The organism is Campylobacter sp. 110, assembly GCF_002383965.1.
Lineage (GTDB): Bacteria > Campylobacterota > Campylobacteria > Campylobacterales > Campylobacteraceae > Campylobacter_D > Campylobacter_D coli.
This window is the reverse complement of sequence record NZ_NXBD01000049.1, coordinates 105,808-126,788: the sequence shown is the minus strand read 5'-3', so window position 1 is coordinate 126,788 and position 20,981 is coordinate 105,808. Positions and strand designations below refer to the sequence as shown.

Annotated in this window: 19 protein-coding genes, 1 other RNA gene and 1 pseudogene; 3 read left to right on the top strand and 18 right to left on the bottom strand. The window is 31.4% G+C overall.

The genetic code is table 11. The features are described 5' to 3' along the window. On the bottom strand, positions 1-1,332 hold the full coding sequence (locus tag BGS43_RS07600) for an MATE family efflux transporter (protein WP_061474684.1): 1,332 nt from the start codon (positions 1,330-1,332) through the stop codon (positions 1-3). Between the two features lie 225 nt (positions 1,333-1,557). After that, positions 1,558-2,493, bottom strand: a complete 936-nt coding sequence (locus tag BGS43_RS07595) for an NAD(P)-binding domain-containing protein (protein ID WP_042962449.1) — start codon at positions 2,491-2,493, stop codon at positions 1,558-1,560. 70 nt (positions 2,494-2,563) lie between these two features. On the opposite strand from BGS43_RS07595, the gene BGS43_RS07590 reads away from it, so the two are divergent. Both BGS43_RS07590 and BGS43_RS07585 read left to right on the top strand, forming a co-directional pair. Next, positions 2,564-3,796 carry a glutamate-5-semialdehyde dehydrogenase gene (locus tag BGS43_RS07590; RefSeq protein ID WP_002825065.1) on the top strand — a complete coding sequence of 411 codons (1,233 nt, stop codon included), beginning with the start codon at positions 2,564-2,566 and terminating at the stop codon, positions 3,794-3,796. Continuing rightward, positions 3,793-4,878, top strand: coding sequence for an FUSC family protein (locus tag BGS43_RS07585; RefSeq protein ID WP_025398784.1), 1,086 nt, complete (start codon positions 3,793-3,795; stop codon positions 4,876-4,878). Before BGS43_RS07590 ends, BGS43_RS07585 begins: the two co-directional genes overlap by 4 nt. Here BGS43_RS07585 and BGS43_RS07580 read toward each other — a convergent pair. From BGS43_RS07580 to efp, 6 genes and pseudogenes are all read right to left on the bottom strand, one after another. Further along, positions 4,875-5,672 carry an amidohydrolase family protein gene (locus BGS43_RS07580; RefSeq protein ID WP_002825067.1) on the bottom strand — a complete coding sequence of 266 codons (798 nt, stop codon included), beginning with the start codon at positions 5,670-5,672 and terminating at the stop codon, positions 4,875-4,877. The genes BGS43_RS07585 and BGS43_RS07580 overlap by 4 nt on opposite strands. Positions 5,673-5,682: 10 nt before the next feature. After that, entirely contained in the window at positions 5,683-6,975 is a 1,293-nt protein-coding gene (locus BGS43_RS07575) for an SLC13 family permease (protein WP_072219764.1), read from the bottom strand. 117 nt (positions 6,976-7,092) lie between these two features. Next, a complete protein-coding gene (locus BGS43_RS07570; RefSeq protein WP_096569344.1) occupies positions 7,093-8,097 on the bottom strand; it encodes a DUF2891 domain-containing protein in 1,005 nt (334 codons plus the stop codon). 9 nt (positions 8,098-8,106) lie between these two features. Next, the gene (locus tag BGS43_RS07565) at positions 8,107-9,060 is read right to left on the bottom strand and encodes a DUF979 domain-containing protein (RefSeq protein ID WP_096569341.1); all 954 of its coding nucleotides are present in this window, start codon (positions 9,058-9,060) and stop codon (positions 8,107-8,109) included. Continuing rightward, positions 9,047-9,736, bottom strand: a pseudogene (locus BGS43_RS07560) (DUF969 domain-containing protein). The gene BGS43_RS07565 and the pseudogene BGS43_RS07560 overlap by 14 nt, the downstream one beginning before the upstream one ends. A gap of 157 nt (positions 9,737-9,893) precedes the next feature. Beyond that, the gene (gene efp, locus BGS43_RS07555; protein ID WP_096569338.1) at positions 9,894-10,463 is read right to left on the bottom strand and encodes an elongation factor P; all 570 of its coding nucleotides are present in this window, start codon (positions 10,461-10,463) and stop codon (positions 9,894-9,896) included. A gap of 106 nt (positions 10,464-10,569) precedes the next feature. Here efp and rnpB point away from each other — a divergent pair. Next, an RNA gene (gene rnpB, locus BGS43_RS07550) (RNase P RNA component class A) lies at positions 10,570-10,892 on the top strand. Here the strand turns inward: rnpB and BGS43_RS07545 are convergent. The 10 genes from BGS43_RS07545 to BGS43_RS07500 form a co-directional block, all read right to left on the bottom strand. Further along, positions 10,880-11,152, bottom strand: coding sequence for a hypothetical protein (locus BGS43_RS07545; protein WP_002780900.1), 273 nt, complete (start codon positions 11,150-11,152; stop codon positions 10,880-10,882). The two genes, rnpB and BGS43_RS07545, sit on opposite strands and share 13 nt — an antisense overlap. Then, the gene (gene fliS, locus BGS43_RS07540; protein WP_002780899.1) at positions 11,136-11,519 is read right to left on the bottom strand and encodes a flagellar export chaperone FliS; all 384 of its coding nucleotides are present in this window, start codon (positions 11,517-11,519) and stop codon (positions 11,136-11,138) included. The genes BGS43_RS07545 and fliS overlap by 17 nt, the downstream gene beginning before the upstream one ends. 11 nt (positions 11,520-11,530) lie before the next feature. Then, the gene (fliD, locus tag BGS43_RS07535) at positions 11,531-13,459 is read right to left on the bottom strand and encodes a flagellar filament capping protein FliD (protein WP_096569335.1); all 1,929 of its coding nucleotides are present in this window, start codon (positions 13,457-13,459) and stop codon (positions 11,531-11,533) included. 2 nt (positions 13,460-13,461) lie between these two features. Beyond that, complete coding sequence (locus BGS43_RS07530; protein ID WP_002776146.1) at positions 13,462-13,827, bottom strand: FlaG family protein; 366 nt, start codon at positions 13,825-13,827, stop codon at positions 13,462-13,464. A 156-nt stretch (positions 13,828-13,983) separates the two neighbouring features. After that, on the bottom strand, positions 13,984-15,786 hold the full coding sequence (locus BGS43_RS07525) for a menaquinone biosynthesis decarboxylase (RefSeq protein ID WP_002776111.1): 1,803 nt from the start codon (positions 15,784-15,786) through the stop codon (positions 13,984-13,986). After that, a complete protein-coding gene (hemC, locus tag BGS43_RS07520) occupies positions 15,783-16,709 on the bottom strand; it encodes a hydroxymethylbilane synthase (RefSeq protein ID WP_096569332.1) in 927 nt (308 codons plus the stop codon). Before hemC ends, BGS43_RS07525 begins: the two co-directional genes overlap by 4 nt. Continuing rightward, entirely contained in the window at positions 16,706-17,092 is a 387-nt protein-coding gene (locus tag BGS43_RS07515) for an integral memnbrane protein (protein ID WP_096569330.1), read from the bottom strand. Before BGS43_RS07515 ends, hemC begins: the two co-directional genes overlap by 4 nt. Next, the gene (locus tag BGS43_RS07510) at positions 17,089-18,798 is read right to left on the bottom strand and encodes a proline--tRNA ligase (RefSeq protein WP_072230908.1); all 1,710 of its coding nucleotides are present in this window, start codon (positions 18,796-18,798) and stop codon (positions 17,089-17,091) included. Before BGS43_RS07510 ends, BGS43_RS07515 begins: the two co-directional genes overlap by 4 nt. Then, positions 18,782-20,080: a glutamyl-tRNA reductase gene (gene hemA, locus BGS43_RS07505; protein WP_025398777.1), complete on the bottom strand. Its 1,299-nt coding sequence runs from the start codon at positions 20,078-20,080 to the stop codon at positions 18,782-18,784. Before hemA ends, BGS43_RS07510 begins: the two co-directional genes overlap by 17 nt. Beyond that, positions 20,080-20,973, bottom strand: a complete 894-nt coding sequence (locus tag BGS43_RS07500; protein ID WP_002780880.1) for a polyprenyl synthetase family protein — start codon at positions 20,971-20,973, stop codon at positions 20,080-20,082. The genes hemA and BGS43_RS07500 overlap by 1 nt, the downstream gene beginning before the upstream one ends. Between the last annotated feature and the right edge of the window lie 8 nt (positions 20,974-20,981).

Genomic DNA, 20,981 nt, shown 5'->3' with positions numbered 1-20,981 from the left:
TTATAAAAACGATAGTTTCTTAAAAAGTTTTCTAACAAAAATACAAGCTAAAATCAAAACACAAAGTTCAGCAAAAAATGGACTAAGCCACACTCCTTTTAACCCCATAGCAGACGATAAAATCAAAAGAAAGCATAAAGGAATAAAAAGATTTTGGCTCAAGCTTAAAATCAAAGAAAAACTCGCTTTATTGCTCGCTGTTAAAAAAGAACCACTTAAAACATTAAACCACGCAAAAAGATAATTAAAAGAAAACAACATCAAAGCCATATAAGCAAAAATGATAAATTCTTGATCATTTTCTTGAGTAAATAATCCTACTAAATCCTTACCCAAAACAAATATCATTGCAATAGACAATAAAGATAAAATCGCACCTGCAAAAAACATTACCTTTAAAATATCTTTCATCCTTGAAAAATCTTTTTTAGCATAATTATAACTTAATGCAGGTTGCATCGCATCACCCATAGCAATAATAAGCATAATGATAAAATTATCAATATACGAAACGATAGAAAAAGCAGCAACAGCTTGAGTGCCTGAAATTTTTAACAAAACTAAATTAGCAAATATACCATATAAAGAACCCGAGATATTGCCAAAAAATTCACTGCTTCCATTATAAACTATGTTTTTAAAAATCTTCATATTCATATACAAACTTGAAAATTTAAGCTCTAAATTCTGAAATAAAAAAGGAAAAATTCCAAAAATACCGCCTAGCATAAGCCCCAAGCAAGTCGCAAGAGCTGCTGAAAACAAGCCCCAACCCAACACAACGATGAAAATATAATCAAGCACTATATTACTCAATGCTATAATCACATTCATTGTCATACTATAAGTTGTTTTTCCGCAAATTCTAAGATAATTATCCAAAGCAAAAGAACACATAGTAAAGGGGGCGAACAAAGCAAATACAAGCATACACTCTTTTGCCATTGATTTGATATCTTCATTTACATCTAAAAAATCGATCAAAACAGGACTTAAAAGATATTCTAAAATACCTACCAAGCATGAAATAAGGAAGATAATTAACATACTAGAACTAAAGATTTTTCTAGCTAAATGTTTCTTCCCAAGTCCTAAATGCATAGAAATTTGCACAGCTGAACCAATGGCTATCATATCAGCCAAAGCAAAAGATATCATAATAAAAGGAATAATCAAGGCCAAAGCTGCTAAAGCGTCATTTCCTAGATATTTTCCAACAAAAATTCCATCAACAATATAATAAAAAGAAATAAATGCCATGCTTATTACATTAGGCACAGCACATTTAACAAAAAGCCTAAAAGGGCTTAAGGTGCTAAAAATATTTGACATAAAAAATCCTTTAAAATATTTAACAATACAAATATCTTAAAAGGAGCTAATAGAGTGTTTGAAGTCCTAGTATGTAGAAAGCTAAGCGATAGGTTTCTATCGGTATGATTTTTTTATTGTTTTTATCTTGTGTTTGCATGATAATATTTAAAAATTAAAATATAATAAAGAAATTATAATATTGAAAGTTTAATAAGTCAAATTTAGCCCAAGGGCCAAATTTGATTAAATTACGGCAAGTATCTTTACAGCGTCATTTAAGCCTGTTACTATGCTTGCGCCATTTTTAGTTGCGATATCCCCTGCTACGAAAATACCTTTTACATTGCTTTGTTTATTTTCATCCATTAAAGGAACTCCTTTATCATCGACATTGATTCCGCATTTTTGTAAAAAATCAAGAGGAGTAGAACCACCGATAGCATAAATGATTCTATCATAAGTTTCGTTGCTGCCATCGTTAAATTTCACCTTAGCTTTACCATTATCATCCTCAAGTTCTTCTATATCTATACCGAGTTTTAATTCTACTTTGCCTGAATTTCCAGCTTCGTGAATATCTTTAAGATTGATATCGTTTAATCTTGTAAATTCTTTCTTGCGATAACAAAGGCTTACTTTATTAGAATTAGCTAAATCTACTGCATACTCTGCAGCTGAATTTCCACCTCCTACAACAAGGATTTTTTCATCACCTAAAACAGAATTAGCATTGAAATTAATAATCTTTGTTAAAGTTCCAGGAAGTTTATAATCAGGCTTATTAGGCTTACCCATTCTACCTATAGCTACGATGATATTTTTACACTCATAAACACCCTTGCCTGTACTTACTAAAAATACTCCATTTTCATTTTTCACACTCTCTACCTCAGAGCCAAACTCAACTTCTATTTTATGCTCATTTAAAGCATTTTGAAAAGTCTCTATAGTGCTTTCTTTGGTTCCATCTTGAAAAGGAACATGTCCGTGATTTGTGCCTTCACAACCCTTATAAGCCATATCAACCCTTTTGCCATCTTTATAAAACTGCATCAAAGTTTGACAAATATTGTTTGATTTTTCTAATACCAAAACTTCTTTATTTTTAAGCTTAGCTTCAACCGCACAACCAATTCCTGTCGGCCCTGCACCTACTACAATTAAATCTACTTTTTTCATTCAAATTTACCTTTCAATTCTAAAATTTTTTGTATAATTTATCAAGTTTTTTGTAAATAAAGGATTAAAAATGCGAAATTTACTTGAAAATATTAAGAAAAATTCTCAAAAACTGCTCAATTTAACTCCCAAGGATAAAGAAAATATTATATTGAAATTAGCTTGTGCTTTAAGAGAGAATTTTAAAATCATATTAGAAGCCAATGAAAAAGACATGACAAATTTTACCAAAAGCGGAGCAATGCGAGATAGACTTTTGCTAGATGAAAAACGCATTTTTTCTCTTTGCGATGCTTTGGAAAAGATTGCTTATTTAGAAGATCCTATAGGTAAAATTTCTAAAGGCTGGGTTAATTATGCGGGCTTAAAGATAGAAAAAATCAGCATTCCTATAGGATTAATCAGTGTGATTTATGAAGCAAGACCAAGCCTAAGTGCTGAAATCATCGCTTTGATGATAAAAAGCTCCAATGCTTGTGTACTCAAAGGAGGTAGTGAGGCAAAATTTACAAATTTGGCCATATTTGATCTTGTTTATAAAGTGTTAGAAGAGTTTAATTTGCAAGATTGCTTTGCTATGTTTTATGAAAGAAATGAAATCATGCAAATTTTGGCTTTTGATGATTTAATCGATGTAATCATCCCTCGTGGAAGTTCAAACATGATACAAGAAATTGCCAATAATACAAAAATTCCACTCATCAAACAAGATAAAGGTTTATGTCATGCTTTTGTGGATGAGAGTGCAAATTTAAATATGGCCTTAGAGATCATCCTTAATGCAAAATGCCAAAGAGTAAGCGTTTGCAATGCCCTAGAAACCCTTTTAATCCACGAAAAAATTGCTAAAGATTTTATAGAACTTTTAATCCCTGAATTTGAAAAATTTAAGGTAAAAATTCACGCCCATGAAAATGCTTTGGCTTATTTTAACAACTCAAATTTAGAAATTTTTAAAGCAAATGAAAATACTTTTGATACAGAATGGCTTGATTATACTATCAGTATAAAATCAGTAAAAGATTGTGATGAGGCTATAGAACATATCAACAAACACAGCTCTTTACACTCTGAAACCATAATCTCAAACAATGCTTTAAACATAAGCAAATTTCAACGCCTTCTACGCTCATCTTGCATTTATGTCAATGCCTCGACTCGTTTTAGCGATGGGGGTGAATTTGGCTTTGGTGGAGAGGTAGGAATTTCCACAAGCAAACTTCATGCAAGAGGTCCTATGGGAGTTGAAGATATTTGCACTTATAAATATATAATCAATGGGGAAGGACAAATTCGAGAGTGAATAAAATAGAAATACTAAAGCAACACTTTAAAGAAATTGCTAAATTAAATTCAAGCGAACAAGTTTGGCAAATGCCTTTTTTTGCAGCTTTAGGCGTGGGTATAGTTTTAGGGCTTAGTGTATTTTTTGGAAAATTAAACTATGGACTCATTGCCATGATAGGAGCTTTGTCTTTTTTATATGTTCCAAACACTCCTTTATATCATAGAATGGCTGTTGTGATGTGCTGTTCTTTTGGCATAGTTTCTAGTTTTTTCTTAGGAATTTTAACTCATTTTTTGCCTGCAATTTTTGCCTTCATCCCTATAGGACTTGTGGCCATGGGAAGTTCTATTTTAATTAGATATTATAACATTGGTGCACCTGGATATTTTTTCTTTGTATTTTCTTGTGTTTTAGGAGCTTATTCTCCTTTTGAAGCTAAGGATTTTATCTTTTTAGTGGGTCTTGTTTTTCTTGGGGCAATGGTAGCTAATTTAATGGCTTTGTTATATTCTATCGTTGTGATTTATGGATTTAAAAATGCTTTACCTAGCGAAATTCCACCTAGAGAATACATAGGTTTTGATGCAGTTTTTGTGGATTCTTTGATCATGGGTTCTTTTGTGGCTTTTTCTATATTTATAGGAACTTTTTTAGAACTTGAAAGAAGTTATTGGATAGCCATTTCTTGCACAGCTATTATGCAAGGTGTAACTTTAAATTCTATATGGATTAAACAAATTCAACGCATCATAGGAACGGCCTTAGGAGTATGTTTTGCATGGTGGCTTTTATCTAAACAATTTCACGATATAGAGCTTATTTTACTTATGATGTCTTTGTTTTTTATAGGACAATTTTTAGTCAATCGAAACTATGCTTTAGCTATGATTTTCTTTACTCCTTATGCTACTTATCTTTCGGAAGCAGCTAATTTTATGAGTGAAAATGCAGATAAATTAATACTCGCTCGTTTAATTGATGTTGTAATAGGAAGCATTTTAGGGCTTTTAGGTGGTTTTGTGATTTACAAACCTTATCTAAGAGTGCATTTTGAACGCATTGCAAAATACATCTTTAGGATAAAACAAAAAGCTTAAAAGCCAAATAAAGCACAAGCATTATCCCCTAAAATTTGCTCTTGTTCTTTTTTAGATACGACAACTTCATTAAAAGCCACTAGAGCCGATGAAAAATTAATATTTGCTTCAAAATTTGTATGTGGCCAATCGCTTCCAAAAACAAAATTGCTAAGTGGAAAATGTTCTTTTAAAATTTCATATATTTTCTTTGCAAATTTTACAGCTTGTTCATTATTAGCATAGTCTATTTTTGCTCTATAAAAACCGCTAATTTTAAAAAATATTCTAGAGTTTTTTAAGCAAATTAAATCCTCTAAATTTGTTAAGTTTGCATTAGCTCTTGCTAAATGATCGATAACAATATTACAACCATAAGGAATTAAATTTTCAACAATATCAACAAGATTATTATCTAAATCTCTTTGAATTTCTATTTGCATTTTAAGCTTACTTAAATTTTCAAAAAATTGAGTCCAAACCATACTTTTAAAATTTGGCAATTCTTTGCCAATTAAATTTAATCTAACTCCACAAGCTTTTCTTTCTTTTAGTTTTTTAAGCTCATCAAATTTAATATTTTCATCAACCACAACTATAGCTTTTATATTTTCATCTTTTTCTATACTCTGAAGCAAAAATTCATTATCAATACCTAAAAAACTTGGCTGAACTAAAACCCCTTTATTAAAATCATAATGATCTAAATTTGCTTTATAATCTTTAAAACTAGCGTCATAATCAGGCTTATATCTTGCATTTGCAACCGTATTTAACTTTTTCAAAAATATATGTGCGTGAGTATCAATCTTCATTAAATTATCCTTATAAAATAAAACTCATTATAATAGTAGCTAAAATCGCCGCTATAAATCCTATAGGCACAGCTTTAATAAGTAAATCTTTAAATAATTTTTCCTTATATTTATCAGGGCAAGATCCTAAAATTAGACTTCCTCCAGAAGAAAAAGGAGAAATAGCAGAAGCTTGAGCCCCTACAACAATACAAGAAAAAAGCAATGCCTCGCTTAATCCACTGCTTGCAGCAATGCTTGGAACTATAGGAAAAAGCGCTGGAGTAACCACACCCAAAGTACTTGAAAAAAGCGACATAAGAGCTGCAATAGCACACATTATTAACGGAATAAAAATCACATTGATCTCATTTTCTACAAGATCTGAAAATAATTTTATAGCCCCTGCTTCAACTGCTATGCTAATTAACATCCCTACTCCACAAATCATTATCAAGGTTCCCCAAGGAATTAAAGCAACAACTTGTTTCTCATCGGCTAATTTTAAAAATAAAGCAATGGCAACAAAAATCATGGCTATCATGGCTATATCTATTTTTTTATTAAAATAACTAATTGTCTCATTATGTGGAAAAATAATATTTAGCACAGGAAAGATTAAAACAACAACAATCATCATAAACATGAGAATTAAAGTAGTTTTTTGTTTATAATCAAATGGATCAGGTTTTGAAATAACACTAATTTTTATATTATTTTTAAAAGCATTAAACACAAAAAAAGATAATACCACAATAGGCAAAATTATAGTAAAAGCAAAAATAATACTAGAATTTACAAAAGCTTCATTTGCTTCAATGCCTGAATTTTCCATCAATCCTCGAAAAATAATCCCGCTTTGAGAAGTCATAAAATTTGCTCCTCCCAAAGCACCATAATTTATAGCCATAGCTCCAGCAATTTTGCTTAAACCAATTTTATCGCAAAGTAAAAAAGTAAGTGGTGCCATAAAAGCTAAAACTGTATAAAAACCTGCTCCTAAAGCAGCTATAATAGCACTAACCACAAAAATAACAAAAGGAAGCAAATAAGGATGATTAGCAAAACGATACATCAAATGTCCAGCTAATTTTTCAAGAGTTCCATTTACGGTTGCAAAATTATAAAACAATGAGACAGCAAAAATAACAAAAAATATAGAAATAGGCCAAAAAGCTATGATTTTTTTAGGAGCTAAATCCATAAAAAAAGCTCCTATAATATAAGCAAAAATCATAGCAAAAATTCCAACATTATGTCTAGTAATATAGCCCAAAATAATAGCCACTATAATACTAGAGATGATTAAAAAAACCATTATCATCCTTTAAAATATTATAGAGCTTATAATATCAAAAAATATATTTTTCAAAGCATAAAAACAAAATCTAAATTTAAAAAATATCTATTTAGTAACAAATTTACTCATCTTATGAAATTTTTATAAAATATCCACATCCATAGCAAGCAAAGCAAAGCTTCCTAACCAATGCGACCCAAGATAATCATCTTCTATATGAGCTATAGCTTTATCAAAATGCTCTGTAGCATTGTTTCTTAAAAGAATTTTTAAATTTTCATCGCAAAAATTTGAAAGTATTTTAAAACACCAAGCACGACTTAAATTTAACCCATCTAAATGTGCTATTTTACCATCGCTCCTATCACTCACACTCACAGGGGTAAATAAAGTTGCAGGCTCTTTTGCTTCTAAATTTGGCAAATATGCTTTAAAAAATTTTACAAAATCATTTTTATGTAAAACAGCACTTAAAAGCACCGCTTCCATCAAAACAGGAGATAAAAACTCATCTCCACAAGGCTCTAAAGCTTGCATATTTTTATCATTTAAAAACCACTTTTTAGCACTTTGGATGATGCAATACTCCAATTCTTGATCTTTTTTAAATCTTGCATATTCTAAAGCAAAATACAAAGCAAAAGAGCTATTAAAATGGGTTCCAACTCGTATAGGATAATCCATCTTAGGTAAAAACTCCTTAAATTCTTTAACAAAGAAATCAGCTATGCCTTCTAAATTTTTAGCCCAAATTTCAGCTTTGTCATTTTCTTTAGCAAGTAAATTTATCTCCAAAGTCAGTTTTAAAAACCATCCCCATCCATAAGGTCTTTCAAAACCTTTGTGTGCAGGGTTTTGAAGATATTTAAGCTCTCCTTCTGCTTTTTCTTTGCTAAATTGAGAATCTAGAGCTTTGATGATTTCATCCTTTGGAGCAAAACGAGAAAAATCTTTTAAAATTTTCACCAAAAGCCAGTGAGAATGCACGCTAGAATGCCAATCATAAGAACCATAAAATATAGGATACATAAGTTTTGGTGGTTTAATATCATTGATATCATTAAAAGAATGTGTAATTTTATTTGGCAATTCTCTAAAAATATTTTCTAGTGCAATAAAGCTAAATTGTTTTATAAATTTTTCCATTGTTTCTCCTTAAAATCTAAAAGCTAAAAAATACATTAAAAAGATATTAGCCACAAGCAAAACAAGTCCTGACATAAACTGGGCTTTAATTACGCCATTTTTATCATCCAAATTTAAAAGTGCCGCAGGAACTATATTAAAATTTGCAGCCATAGGCGTCATTAAAGTTCCGCAAAATCCACTAAGCATTCCAATCGCACCTACAATAGCAGGATTTGCATGCATTTGCATGATTAAAATCGGCAAAGCAATAGCAGCAGTAATCACAGGAAAAGCTGCAAAAGCATTGCCCATTACTATAGTAAAAAGCGCCATAGCGATACAATACGCAGCTACTGCAATAAAAGCATTATCTAAACTAATATAACTAGATAAAAGTTTAGATACTTGATCGCCCATTCCTGTAGAAACAAAAACTACCCCAAGTGTAGCCAAAATTTGCAGTAAAAGCGCTGCCCAACTAATGTGATCCATAGTATGTACTGCATCTTTAACAGCTCTTTTAGGAGAAGCCTTAAACATAAAACAAGCAACTACTGAAGAAATAATTATACCTATAATCAAAGCCATCAATGTAACATTTTTATTTTCAAAAAAACTCAAATGGGGAAATAAAAAAGTCCCAATAAGTGTAATCAAAGGAACCATTAAAGCAGGAATAAAAAGTTTATTTTTATAAATATTTGCATGTTTTATCTCGTATTCTTTTTCTTCTTTTCTAACTTCGATCTTTGCTGGTTTTAATAAATTAAACCCTGCTATAAGTGCTAGTAAAATCACTATACAACCCATCACAAAATGAGGCAAAACTCCTGCTAGTAAAAAAGTAAAACTATAACTTATCCAAAATACCCCGCCGCTTATTCTTGATTTTATATCTTTAGCTTGATTAGAAAAACTTAAAATTCCAAAAACTAAAAATAAAATTCCTACAATATAATAAAGTAAATCAAGACTTATCATCACTCAACCCTTTATAAGCTTTTTCCAATCTTTTATCAAATAAAGTCTAGAGCAATGGATAATTAAAGCCAAAATTCCAGTTGGTATAGCCCAAACTGACAAATGCAATGGCTCAACAATAATACCATTGCTCTCATAAAAAGCTTTAATAAATAAAATAGAATGCACGGCTATAAAAATATCCTCTCCAAAAAATACAGCAACATTATCCGTTCCCGCAGAAAAAGCTTTGATTTTTTGACTATCTTTATGTGTTAAGTTTTTAAATTTAAGCTTAGCTGCAGCTTCTGCCATAGGGGCTATTAAAGGTCTTATCATCTGCGCATGTCCGCCTAAAGATAAAAGCCCTAAAGCTGCAGTAACTTGTCTAAAAACAAAATAACACATTAAAATTCGTCCTGTACTGGCAACTTTTATTTTGGATATTAAATTTTTAGCCTGTTTCCCTTAAGCCTTTGCGTTCCAAAACAGCAAGTAAAGGTAAAATAAGCCAAATTATAGCAACATAGCGATTATCTACAAAAGATTTTCCTATATCACTAACAACCTTAACAAAATCAAAACCTGAAACAAGTCCAACATAAATTCCAACTGAAGTTACCACTAAAAAGGGGTTAATCTTTAAAGCAAAACCTAAAACAATCAAAGGTATAGAAACAAGAAGTAACCATTCCATGAACCACCTCCACAATATGAATTAGAAATATTATAGAAATTTTAAATTGAAGAAAAGTCTAAAAATATTTTTAAGAATGGAATGAGAAATTAAGTAACAAAATAAATTTTATATAAATTTAAAAAAGCCTTGGAATAGCCCAAAAGCTTTTTTTGTATTATTTGTTCGCTCTTTCTATATACTCACCACGCACAGTATCAACGCGTATAACTTCACCCTCTAAAACATGGAAAGGAATTTGCACAACCGCACCTGTTTCAAGCGTTGCAGGCTTTTTGTTTGAACCTTGAGTATCACCTTTAAAATTTGGTGCTGTTTCTACAATCTTAAGTTCTACCACTTGTGGAACTTCCACGCCAATAGCCTTGCCGTTGTGAAAAAGTACATCCACCATCATACCATCAAGCATCCATTTTTTTGCTTCGCCTACATCTTCATCACTGATTGCAACTTGCTCATAAGATTCTGTATCCATAAATTGACAATTTTCTCCATCATCATAAAGATACTGCATAGTTTTATCTTCTAAATTTGGAGCTTCACATTTATCACCTGCATGGAAAGTTTTTTCAAGTACTTTACCATCAATAAAAGATTTGATTTTAATACGCACAAAAGCAGGACCTTTGCCTGGTTTTACATGCTGATACTCAACTATTTTAAAAGGAATTCCATCGATTTCTATTTTAAGTCCCTTTTTTAAATCACCCATTGAATAAGATGCCATAAATTTCCTTTTATATTAAAAATAAATTATAATTCTAACAAAAATTATTTGATATCACAATATAATTGATAATAAAATAAGTATTTTTTTGCTAGAATTAAGCTTTAAAGCATAGTAAATGCTCGCTTCTTTAAAAAGAAGAGGAAAGTCCGAGCTGCAAAAGACAAACATTCCATCTAACGGATGGCTAGGGCGACCTAAGGGACAGTGCAACAGAAAGAAAACTACCACAAAAGTGGAAAAGGTGAAACGGTGAGGTAAAAGCTTACCAGCGATTTTGGCAACAATTTCGGCTATGTAAACCCAATGTGCAGCAAGAAGGGATGGTTAAGGTCTTTGTTTTAACCCTTCGCTTGATTTTGTTTGCGAAAACAAAACTAGATAAATGAGCATTCTAGACAGAACTCGGCTTATCGCTATGCTTTAAAATATTTTAAAGCTTTTTGAATTTTTTGAATTTCACAAGCCTTAGAATTCTTTTTTGCACTTATTAAGACAACTGCTTCTTGTAAAAGCGCTTTAATTTGTCCTAAATTATCATTTAATTTATCTTTTAATTCATCATTTTGAAAATCTCTTGCAAGATCTTCAAGCATTTTTTTTAAATCAAGCGCATTTAACAAACTTTCAAGCTTATTAACATCCTCTTGTATGAGCGCAAGTTTAAAATCACTAAGCCATTGCTTCATTGTTATGCACTTCTCTCCAAGCTTCTAATAAGCCTTTGGTTACATTAATAACCTCATCAATCCTTGCTTCATTATTTTCCAAATTTGCCAAAGATAAAAGCTGAATTTCTCTTGTGTAAAGACCACTAAGATAATGAGCCACTTCGCCACCTTTTTCATAATCTAAGGTATTAATAAGCTCAATAAAAATCGCTGTGGTTCTTTTTACAAAATACACTCTTTGTTCTATATCTTCATTTCTTATGGCTACTTTAGCTCTTGCACAAAAACGCAAAATTCCCTCATAAAGCATTTCAATAAGTTTTTGCGGAGACTCTATCCCCACTTGATTTTGAGAATAAGCATTATAGGCTAAATTATTTTGCATCTTTTTTATCCTTAATTATTAGAATTGTTTGCCGCATTAATCATATTAGTTACAGTATTTAGCTGTTGATTGAGTTTATTTAAAATACTCTCATATTGCAACCATTGATTCGCCATTGTATCATATCTTGTATCAATCATAGCCTGAGTTGAGTCTTTAGAGGTATTTAATGATTTAATATCATTTGTCAAACTCTCATCATATTTTGTAATTGAACCATCTTTTCCAGTCATCTCTTGCAACGTGGCTTTTAATTTTGAAAAAATACCTTTACCTTCTATAGGCTTAGAGGTTATATTTACATCAGACAAACCTAATTCCTTGAGAATGCTAGCATTTCCTTTGATTGAAAAATCCGAACTACCATCTCCACTAAAATTCAACCTAAACTCTGTAACATTGTTTTGATTATAGGATTCAACCTTAACTTTTAAGCCTTCAATGCCTTTACTGTTTATATGATTAGCTAAATTTTGAAGCAATTCTTCCTCTGTTTTCCCTGTTAATTTAAAATTAGTACCATCAGAATTTTTAGATAAATCATATGTTTGATTATTAAAAACTATAGTAAAATCTCCTGGTTTAAATTCTAAACCATTAGTATTACCTCCATTGGAATTAAGATATTTACTTAAACTTCCTGTATTAATTACCTCTCCTGTGTGATTAATGTCTTCGTATTTAGTAATATTTGAAAAAAAACTTTCAGTAGAGTCTGGATCTTCTTTAACTTTTTGTTCAAATTTAGAAGAATCAAAACTCAAAGTGCCTGCATCATTTAAACTTAAGCCAAAATCCTGCATAGAAAGCATAACCTTAGTGTTCACTTTATTACCATTTACATCTTCAGTAGTTCCATCAACAACTTGAGAATCAAACAAATCAGCAAGAATGCTTGAGCGTATTGAATTTACTTCACTGATGCCTTGTAAAGTTCCTTTTGTTCCAGTTTCACTATTATAGTCAGTTGCAGCATTAAGATTGGTTACTAAATCATTATAAGCATCCACCAAATCTTGCATGGCTTTTGTCACACCTTCAAAATCTTGCTGTACATCAAAATTAATTTCACCTGTTTTATTTAAAGTTAAAGTCATTCCTACACCAAGATCGGTAACAGTATTACTTGATCTAAACATCTTAATACCATCAAGTGTAAATTCTGCATTTTGCGCAGTTTGGATATGCAAAGAAGCATCCTTAATGCCATAACCTTTTTTATCCTTAGCTGGATCAATAGAACTCGTTTTATCTAATTCCCATCCAAGATTTGAAAATATGTTTTCTGCCTCTGAATCACTTTGATACTGACCCTGCGCATCTTTTTTTCCAGCATAGAAACTTATTGCACTGTCTTCGCCTGTTTCTTTGCTGGTTAAAGTTAAGCGGTAAGGAGCACCTTTCTCTCCTGTGTTTACAATCTTAGCGACAATCTCTCCTCCACTAGCTTCATTAATTTTATCAGCTAAATCTCTATAGGTTGTGTTTTTATCTACCGTAACAGTATATTCTTTGCCATTTGAAAAAAAAGTAAGATCGGCAGTTCCATTTAATTGTGCATTAACAAAACCACTGTCATTTGCTAATCCTTTGCTTTGATACACATCTTTTTGTGCAAGTTGAGTAACATTGATATTCATGTTTTGTAAAGCAACACCCGAATTAACTGTAAGACTTGCTGGAGGATTATCGCTAATACTTCCTACAACTTTTCTTTTCGCAAAAACCGTAGCATCGGCTAATGATGAAACAGCCGTCTGAAAACTTAGTAATTTAGTTTTGATTTCTGTTAAATCTTTTTGTTTGGTTGTATTTTCTTCAATTTTTTTAGTATAAGGATTAATACGAGCTTTTTGCTCTGCTTCTTTTAATTTATCTATAGTATCTTGAGTTAAAACCCCAGAACCAAATCCTAAACTAGATAGACTACCAAATGCCATTTTTAACTCTCCTTATCAAATATCATTCCTATCACATCCCTAAAATACTCGGCTAATCTCATAGCTTCTTCACTAGGAATTTGACGGATTTCCCTTCCAGTGCTTTTTTCAGTCACGCTAATATACATAGAACCGATTTTATCACTATAACCAAAACGAACATTGGTATCTAGAGAATCCATTTGCTCATTTAACTTTTTTGTAATATCAGCCAACTTTTCACTCACACCTCGTTGCTGTCCATCATCGCCTTCTTGGCCTTGACTTCTATCGGTTTGAATGTTTAAACTAGCCTGTGTCTCACTTGTTCTTTGGCTAATGTTTGCCAAAGCTGTATCCATTTGCCCATTTGCCTTCGATATTTCCATTTTAAAATCCTTTTTAAAATTTCCTATTGCTAGTTAAAAGTTTATATCGACAAATTTATAAATTTATGAACACCTATAAAGAAAATTTTATTTTTCAATAATAAAAAAATAATAAGCAAAAACTGTGCCAAAATTTTAAAATAAATCTCAATTATCTTAAAAAATTTCAAATTTATTAAAAAGATCTGGATTATTTTCTAAAATATTACGCAAGATCAAATCTTCTATCACGCTTTTAGTGCAATCTGTTTGCTTAGGCCAAACTCTTAAATAACCCTCAGCTTCACCTTTAGCACTTGCATCTACTCCAAGTCTTTCTTCTTTGATAAAAATATCTCTTTTAGCATCTATATTATTTACCACACGCCAAACAAGCATATAAGAATTTTCAAGCTTATTTTCAGCATCTAAAAATACTAAAATCCTAAAATGTTTTTTAAATTCTAAAAGTTTGTCAAAACTTTGTTCGATTTTTTCTTTTTTATCAAGCAAAATACAAACTATAGGACTTTTACTTTCCTTATAAAATTGCTTTAAATTTAAAAGTTCTACCTTAGTTTTAAAAAGTTCTAGTAATTTTTCATCTTCTAAAATTTCAAGCTCTTCAACTTGTATTTCTTCGCAAGCATCAAGTCCTGCTTTTCCTCCAAAGCAAGAATTAGGCGAAGCATGATCTAATTGATCACAAATTCCTTCAGAAATTAAAATTTTATTTGTATTAAAACGATTTAAAATATAAGGTATTAATGCATCATAATCATCCAAATTTGGAGCTTTTTTATCTACAAAAATAGCATGTTTAACAAAGCTCATTTGCCCCACTCCCCAAAAAGCATGCATAATTTGCTGTGCATGAGCGGGATATTTTGCATCAATTTTTGCCAAGATAAGATTATGAAAAACTCCATTTTCGGGCATTTTATAATCGATTAAATCAGGAACTGAAGTTTGTAAAAGAGGTAAAAATATTCTTTCAGTCCCAAGTCCCATAATCTTATCTTCTAAAGGCGGTTTTCCCACAACAGTTGCTTGATAGATGGCTTCTTTTTTAGCATAAATTTTTTCTACCTTCATCACAGGAAAAAGCTCTGCAGGAGTATAAAAACCCGTATGATCGCCAAAAGGTCCTTCGACTTTAAACTCTTCTAGATCCACATAGCCTTCGATCACTATATCGCTATCATAAGGCACGAAAATACCATTTTCACAAGGTGTCAGCTTAGCTGGAGTTTTTTTAATAAAACCATAAAGCAAAAGTTCAAAAATTCCCTTAGGTAAAGGTGCTTGAGAGCACCAAATATAAAGAGGATCTCCACCTATAGCTATACTTACAGGCATTTTTTTAAAGCCAGCATTTTTATACTCATGATAAAAATTTGCCCCATCTTTATGAATTTGCCAATGCATTAAAAGCTCATTTTTATCGCTAACTTGTAAACGATACATGCCAAGATTATTTTGGGTTTTATCCAAATTTTGTGTATAAACTTGCCCCATAGTAATAAATTTTCCCGCATCTTCTTCCCAAGTCTTAAGTATAGGAAGTTCTTCAAGGGAATTTAAAATTTCATAATCATACAAAGCTTTATCTGCTTTTAATCTTTTAGGTGGGACATTTTTAAGACTTAATAAATTCATAAAAAAATCTATTTTTGCTTTAAAACTAGTAGGAATATGAAGTTTTGTCAATTTTGAAATTTCATCGGCTACCTCTTTATAATCCCTCTCAAAGGCCAAATTTAATGCTTTTTCGTTACAAAAAGCATTCATTAAGACAGGAAATTTGTATTGTTTATTGTTTCGTTTATCTACGGGATTTTTAAAAAGCAAAGCCTTGCCATTTTCGCCTTTTTTAGCCTCGATATAAGCTAGATGAGCGATTTCAAGATCTACATCTATATGTTCTTCATACACTTTTAGCAAATCATTATTTTTTAGAATTTTAATAAAATCTTTCATATCATACTTTCAGCTTTTTTCAGAATTTCTTTAGCCCCCTTAGCGATAAATTCTTTCGCCAAACTTTCGCCAAAACCTTTAAATTCGCTTTTTTTAATCATTCTTTTTTCTTTTAAAATTTCACTACCATCAGGCAAACCAAGTATAGCACGCACACAAATCTCATCATTTAGAAGTTCTGCATTGATACCTATAGGCACTTGACATCCTCCTTCTAAAGTAGAGATAAATTCTCTTTCTATGGTAGTTTCTATCAAAGCATTGTCATCATTTAAACACTTTAAAAATTCTAAAATTTGTTCATCATCTATGCTTTCTATGCCTAAAGCTCCTTGGGATGCCGCTGGGATTAACTCATCTTTGCTAAATGTATAAACAAAATTCACTTGCTTATCCAAATCCAAACGCTTAATGCCTGCCATAGCTAAGATAATCGCATCAAAATCCCCATTTTTTAATTTTTCTATACGAGAATTTACATTACCACGCAAAGAAATAATCTCTAAATCAGGTCTTAATAATAAAAGCTGCATCTTGCGTCTAAGACTAGTAGTGCCTATTTTTGCACCTTTTGGTAAAGAAAGAAAATCTTTATAATTTTGACTTAGCATAGCATCATTACTTTGCTCTCTTTTGCTTACCGCTGCCAAAACTAAACCTTGAGGAAAAAAACTAGGCACATCTTTTAAACTATGCACTGCTAAATGTGCTTCTTTTCTTAACATACTTTCTTCAAGTTCTTTTGTAAAAAGTCCTTTACCACCAATTTTTGCCAAAGGAGAATCCAGCAAAACATCGCCTTTTGTTTTAAAACCTTCTAAAAGCACTTCAATTTGATGTGTATTTTTTAAAATTTGGACTACATGCTCACTTTGCCAAAGAGCCAATTGACTCTTTCTTGTAGCTATAACAAGCTCTTTCATTTTCTCTCCTCTATAATTTCAACATCGATAATTTCTTCATCAGAAGTGTTATTTTGTCTGTAGTTTCTTTTATATCTAGGCTTAGCAAAATTAAAAATCAAACCAAAACACAAAACAAAAAATCCAAAAATACTCGTTATTATTCCTGGAAAGATAAACAAAAAAGTCGCCATTACAAAAGCAAATTGAGTCAACATATCTTTAAAACCGCTTATACGAAATTCAAGCATATTTTTCCAAAAAATTCCGAGCAAAATTACTCCAAAAATCATACTAGCTAAAATAAATATTAAAAAATTTCCCAAACCAAAAAATACAATAAATAAAATACTTGCAACAAGTTCTAGTAAAAAAAGTGGACTAAGGCTAAGTTTATAATTCATTCTATACTCTTTTTAATAAAATCAAAAGCTTCTTTACTTGATATGATTTTTTTCTCTAGTGTTTTTCTATCTATAAATTCTAACTCATCCTTTTCTAAGCCCTTGCCTACAACTAAAGCATAAGGAAAGCCCATAAGCTCAAAATCATTCATCTTAACACCAAAACGCTCATTTCTATCATCAAGTAAAACTTCAATACCTGCATTGCTTAAATCCTCATAAAGCTTGGTAGCAAATTCCAAAGACTTCTCATCTTTGATATTTGAAATTATAATTTCAAGCGTAAAAGGAGCTAAGGTTTTATTCCAAATACAACCTTTTTCATCATGATTTGCCTCAATTGCTACTGCAAGTAAGCGCGAAACCCCTATACCATAACATCCCATATAAAAAGGCTTGCTTTTGCCATTTTCATCTAAGAAATTTGCATTCATAGCCTTAGAATATTTTTGTCCTAATTTGAAAATATGTCCTACTTCTATACCCTTGCTTAATTTTAATTTTCCACCACATTTAGCACAGCAATCATTTTCTTTAACCTCTGCTAAATCCTTAAAGCGATCTTTGCTTAAATTAACTACATCAATGCCTATTAAATGATAATCTTTTTCATTTGCTCCCATTATCATTTGTTTTTCGCCTTCAAGCTCTTTATCCAAATAAAAATCAACATTTTTCAAACCCACAAAGCCTATAAAACCTGCAACCAATCCCGCTTTTTCTAATTCTTCTTCGCTCGCATCTACAAGCTCAAGAGCATTGCAAGCGTTTTGCGCTTTGGTTTCTTGTAAATCATCGCAACCGCGTATAAAAAACACAACTAATTTATTTTCATTTTCATAAATAGCTTTTTTCACCACAGCCTTGATAGTATAAAAAGCATTGATTTTGAAAAATTGCGCTAAAGCTTCTATAGTTTTAACATCTGGAGTGTGAAATTTACTTGCATAATTTGCCTCAGGACGCTCCTCTTCGCAAGTTTTATTGGCTCTAATTGCAGCTTCAACATTTGCAGCATAATCACAATTTTCACAAATTAAAATATCGTCCTCGCCATTTTTTGCCAAAACCATAAATTCCTTAGAACCACTTCCACCAATCGCTCCACTATCAGCATCAACAGCTCTAAATTCTAAGCCCATTCTTTGCAAGATTTGAGAATAAGTCTTATACATCAAATCAAATTCACGCGTTAAATCTTCTTCATTTGCATGAAAACTATAACCATCTTTCATTAAAAATTCACGACATCTTAAAAGTCCAAATCTTGGTCTTGCTTCATCACGAAATTTAAGCCCTATTTGATATAAATGCAAAGGAAGTTGTTTATAAGATGTGATTTTATTTTTTACCAAAGAAAGCATAGCCTCTTCATGCGTTGGGCCTAAAACAAAATCATTTTCTTTTCTATCTTTAAAACGCAAAAGCTCTTTACCAAAAACATTATAACGCCCGCTTTCTTGCCATAAAGTCGCTGGAGTCACAAAGCTTAAATTTACCTCTTGTGCTCCTGCTTTATCCATTTCTTCCTTAACAATAGTGCGAATTTTATCCAATACTCTTTTTCCCAAAGGCAAGAAATTATAAAGTCCGCTACCAATTTGCTCAACAAAGCCAGCGCGTGTTAAAAAAATATGGCTCGGTAAAGTCGCATCTTTTGGCGCTTCTTTTAAACTTGGTGCATAAAATTTAGTAAATCTCATCATTATTCTCCATATTAAATTCGCATGTGTATTGATTTAAACCTTCAAGATTATTTTCCAAATCAAAAATATAACGCATAGCATTAATCACTGTATCACTTTGCATTTTACCTTGTAAATGTTTCAAATTCACAGTAGGTGTGTGTAAAAAAGCCTTAAAAACTTGATGAATCAACTTTCTAGCCTCTTCTTTATCAGATTTTTTCAAATATCCTTTTTTTAACGCAATTTCAAGTTGTTTATCTGCATATTCTTTAGCTTGCAAGCGTATAGCTTTGATAATAGGCATCAAAGCCAAATCATTTAAATACCTAAAAAATTCACTTGTTTCACGACCTATTATCGCATACGCCATACGCGCTTCTTGTTCTCTTAAGGCTAAATTTTTTCGCACAACAACTTCAAGATCATCGACTGCAAAAACTGATATTTTTTCATTTTCACTAATATCAATATCTCGTGGCACAGCAATATCAAAAAAATATCTCTTATGAGAGACCTCATCGATTAAAGAATTTGTAATAATAGCATTTGGGGCATTGGTAGCTGAGAAAAAAATTTCATACTCATCAAGATATTTTTTTAAATTATTTAAGCTATCGCACTCGCTTAAAACACCCAATCTCTCACAAAGGATACGAGCCTTTTCCATATCCCTGTTTAACACTATAACTCTAGCTCCAGCAGCGATTAAATGCTTGGCTGCAAGCTCTCCCATCTCGCCTGCACCTATAACTATAGCACTTTTTCCATCTAAAGGCAAAAGTTCTTTAGCCTTAGCTACTGCTACACTAGCGACTGAAATAGGATTTTTTGAAATTTGGGTTTCATTACGAACCTTGGCTGCGCATTTAAATGCACTGTGAATTGCCCTTGAAAGATGTACCGCGCAAAAATTATTTTTTAAAGCAAAAGCAAAAGCATCTTTTAATTGCCCTGCGATTTGTGTTTCTCCAACAACCAAACTATCAAGCGAGCTTGCAACCGAAAAAAGATGATGAATAGCTCCGCTATCTTCAAAAATATCAGCTTTTTGAACTAAGCTTTCTTTATCTACATTGCATAATAAAGCTAAGGATTTAATAATATATTCTGCACAAGCTTCTTTTACATAAGCTACTATTTCTACACGATTACAAGTGCTTATAACCAAACATTCTTCAATATTTTCATGAATGCTTAGCAATCTCAAAAACTCATTTTTTTTTGCCTCATCTGAAAAACTCAATCTCTCCCTTAAAGAAAGATCTGTATTTTTATGAGTAAAAGATATGCAATAATACATTAAAAATCCCTATCTATCATAGCTTGAATTATATCTTGAAGTTTTTCATTGGAAAAATCTTTTATAGCTAGTGCTGCTTGGTGGGCATATTCTTTAGCCTCCAATATAGCTTTATTTAAAGCTTTTGTTTCTTCAAATTTGGTTTGTATCCAAATTTTTTCATCATTGTTTAAATCTTTTTGAAATAAATTCTTTAATTGAGCCCTATCCTCATTATTTAAATTTTCATAAAGATAAATATAAGGCAAAGTGGTTTTACCCTCTTTAAAATCATTCATAGCAGGTTTGCCAAGGGTTTTTTCATCACCCTTAATGTCTAAAATATCATCAATCATTTGAAATGCAAGACCTAAATTTTTGCCATATTCTCCAAAAGCTTTTTCATCTAAATTTGCCAAAATAGCCCCACACCTTGCACTTGCTTCGATTAAAACTGCGGTTTTATTGTAAATCATCTTTAGATATTTATCTTTATCCGCATTAAAACTTTTGCTAAGCTCAACATCCATAAGCTCGCCTACAGCAAGCTTAACAACCGCATCTGAAATAATACTTGCAAAACAAGCATCTAGTTGGCTCAATTCATAAAAAGCTTTTGAATATAAAATATCTCCAAGCATAAGGGCGTTTTTTGTACCAAATTCGGCATTAACAGACTTTGCACCGCGTCTTAATTTGCTTTCATCTATGATATCATCATGCAACAAACTTGCTAAATGTATAAGTTCTATTGCGGCACAAATTTTATAAGAATTTGCATTTTCTCCTGCGATTGCTAAAAGTAGCTTTGAACGCAATTTTTTGCCTGATTTGGTATTAGCAAGCATAGTTAAAATAGGTTCATAATCAAGCTCTTGCAAATATTGTTTTATCAAATCATCTATTGGCTGCACCCTATATC

Coding starts and splice junctions, on each gene's coding strand:
- BGS43_RS07600 (WP_061474684.1), bottom strand. CDS start 1,332: ATGTCAAATATTTTTAGCACCTTAAGCCCTTTTAGGCTTTTTGTTAAA.
- BGS43_RS07595 (WP_042962449.1), bottom strand. CDS start 2,493: ATGAAAAAAGTAGATTTAATTGTAGTAGGTGCAGGGCCGACAGGAATT.
- BGS43_RS07590 (WP_002825065.1), top strand. CDS start 2,564: ATGCGAAATTTACTTGAAAATATTAAGAAAAATTCTCAAAAACTGCTC.
- BGS43_RS07580 (WP_002825067.1), bottom strand. CDS start 5,672: ATGAAGATTGATACTCACGCACATATATTTTTGAAAAAGTTAAATACG.
- BGS43_RS07575 (WP_072219764.1), bottom strand. CDS start 6,975: ATGATAATGGTTTTTTTAATCATCTCTAGTATTATAGTGGCTATTATT.
- BGS43_RS07570 (WP_096569344.1), bottom strand. CDS start 8,097: ATGGAAAAATTTATAAAACAATTTAGCTTTATTGCACTAGAAAATATT.
- BGS43_RS07565 (WP_096569341.1), bottom strand. CDS start 9,060: ATGATAAGTCTTGATTTACTTTATTATATTGTAGGAATTTTATTTTTA.
- efp (WP_096569338.1), bottom strand. CDS start 10,463: ATGGCATCTTATTCAATGGGTGATTTAAAAAAGGGACTTAAAATAGAA.
- BGS43_RS07545 (WP_002780900.1), bottom strand. CDS start 11,152: ATGAAGCAATGGCTTAGTGATTTTAAACTTGCGCTCATACAAGAGGAT.
- fliS (WP_002780899.1), bottom strand. CDS start 11,519: ATGCAAAATAATTTAGCCTATAATGCTTATTCTCAAAATCAAGTGGGG.
- fliD (WP_096569335.1), bottom strand. CDS start 13,459: ATGGCATTTGGTAGTCTATCTAGTTTAGGATTTGGTTCTGGGGTTTTA.
- BGS43_RS07530 (WP_002776146.1), bottom strand. CDS start 13,827: ATGGAAATATCGAAGGCAAATGGGCAAATGGATACAGCTTTGGCAAAC.
- BGS43_RS07525 (WP_002776111.1), bottom strand. CDS start 15,786: ATGAAAGATTTTATTAAAATTCTAAAAAATAATGATTTGCTAAAAGTG.
- hemC (WP_096569332.1), bottom strand. CDS start 16,709: ATGAAAGAGCTTGTTATAGCTACAAGAAAGAGTCAATTGGCTCTTTGG.
- BGS43_RS07515 (WP_096569330.1), bottom strand. CDS start 17,092: ATGAATTATAAACTTAGCCTTAGTCCACTTTTTTTACTAGAACTTGTT.
- BGS43_RS07510 (WP_072230908.1), bottom strand. CDS start 18,798: ATGATGAGATTTACTAAATTTTATGCACCAAGTTTAAAAGAAGCGCCA.
- hemA (WP_025398777.1), bottom strand. CDS start 20,080: ATGTATTATTGCATATCTTTTACTCATAAAAATACAGATCTTTCTTTA.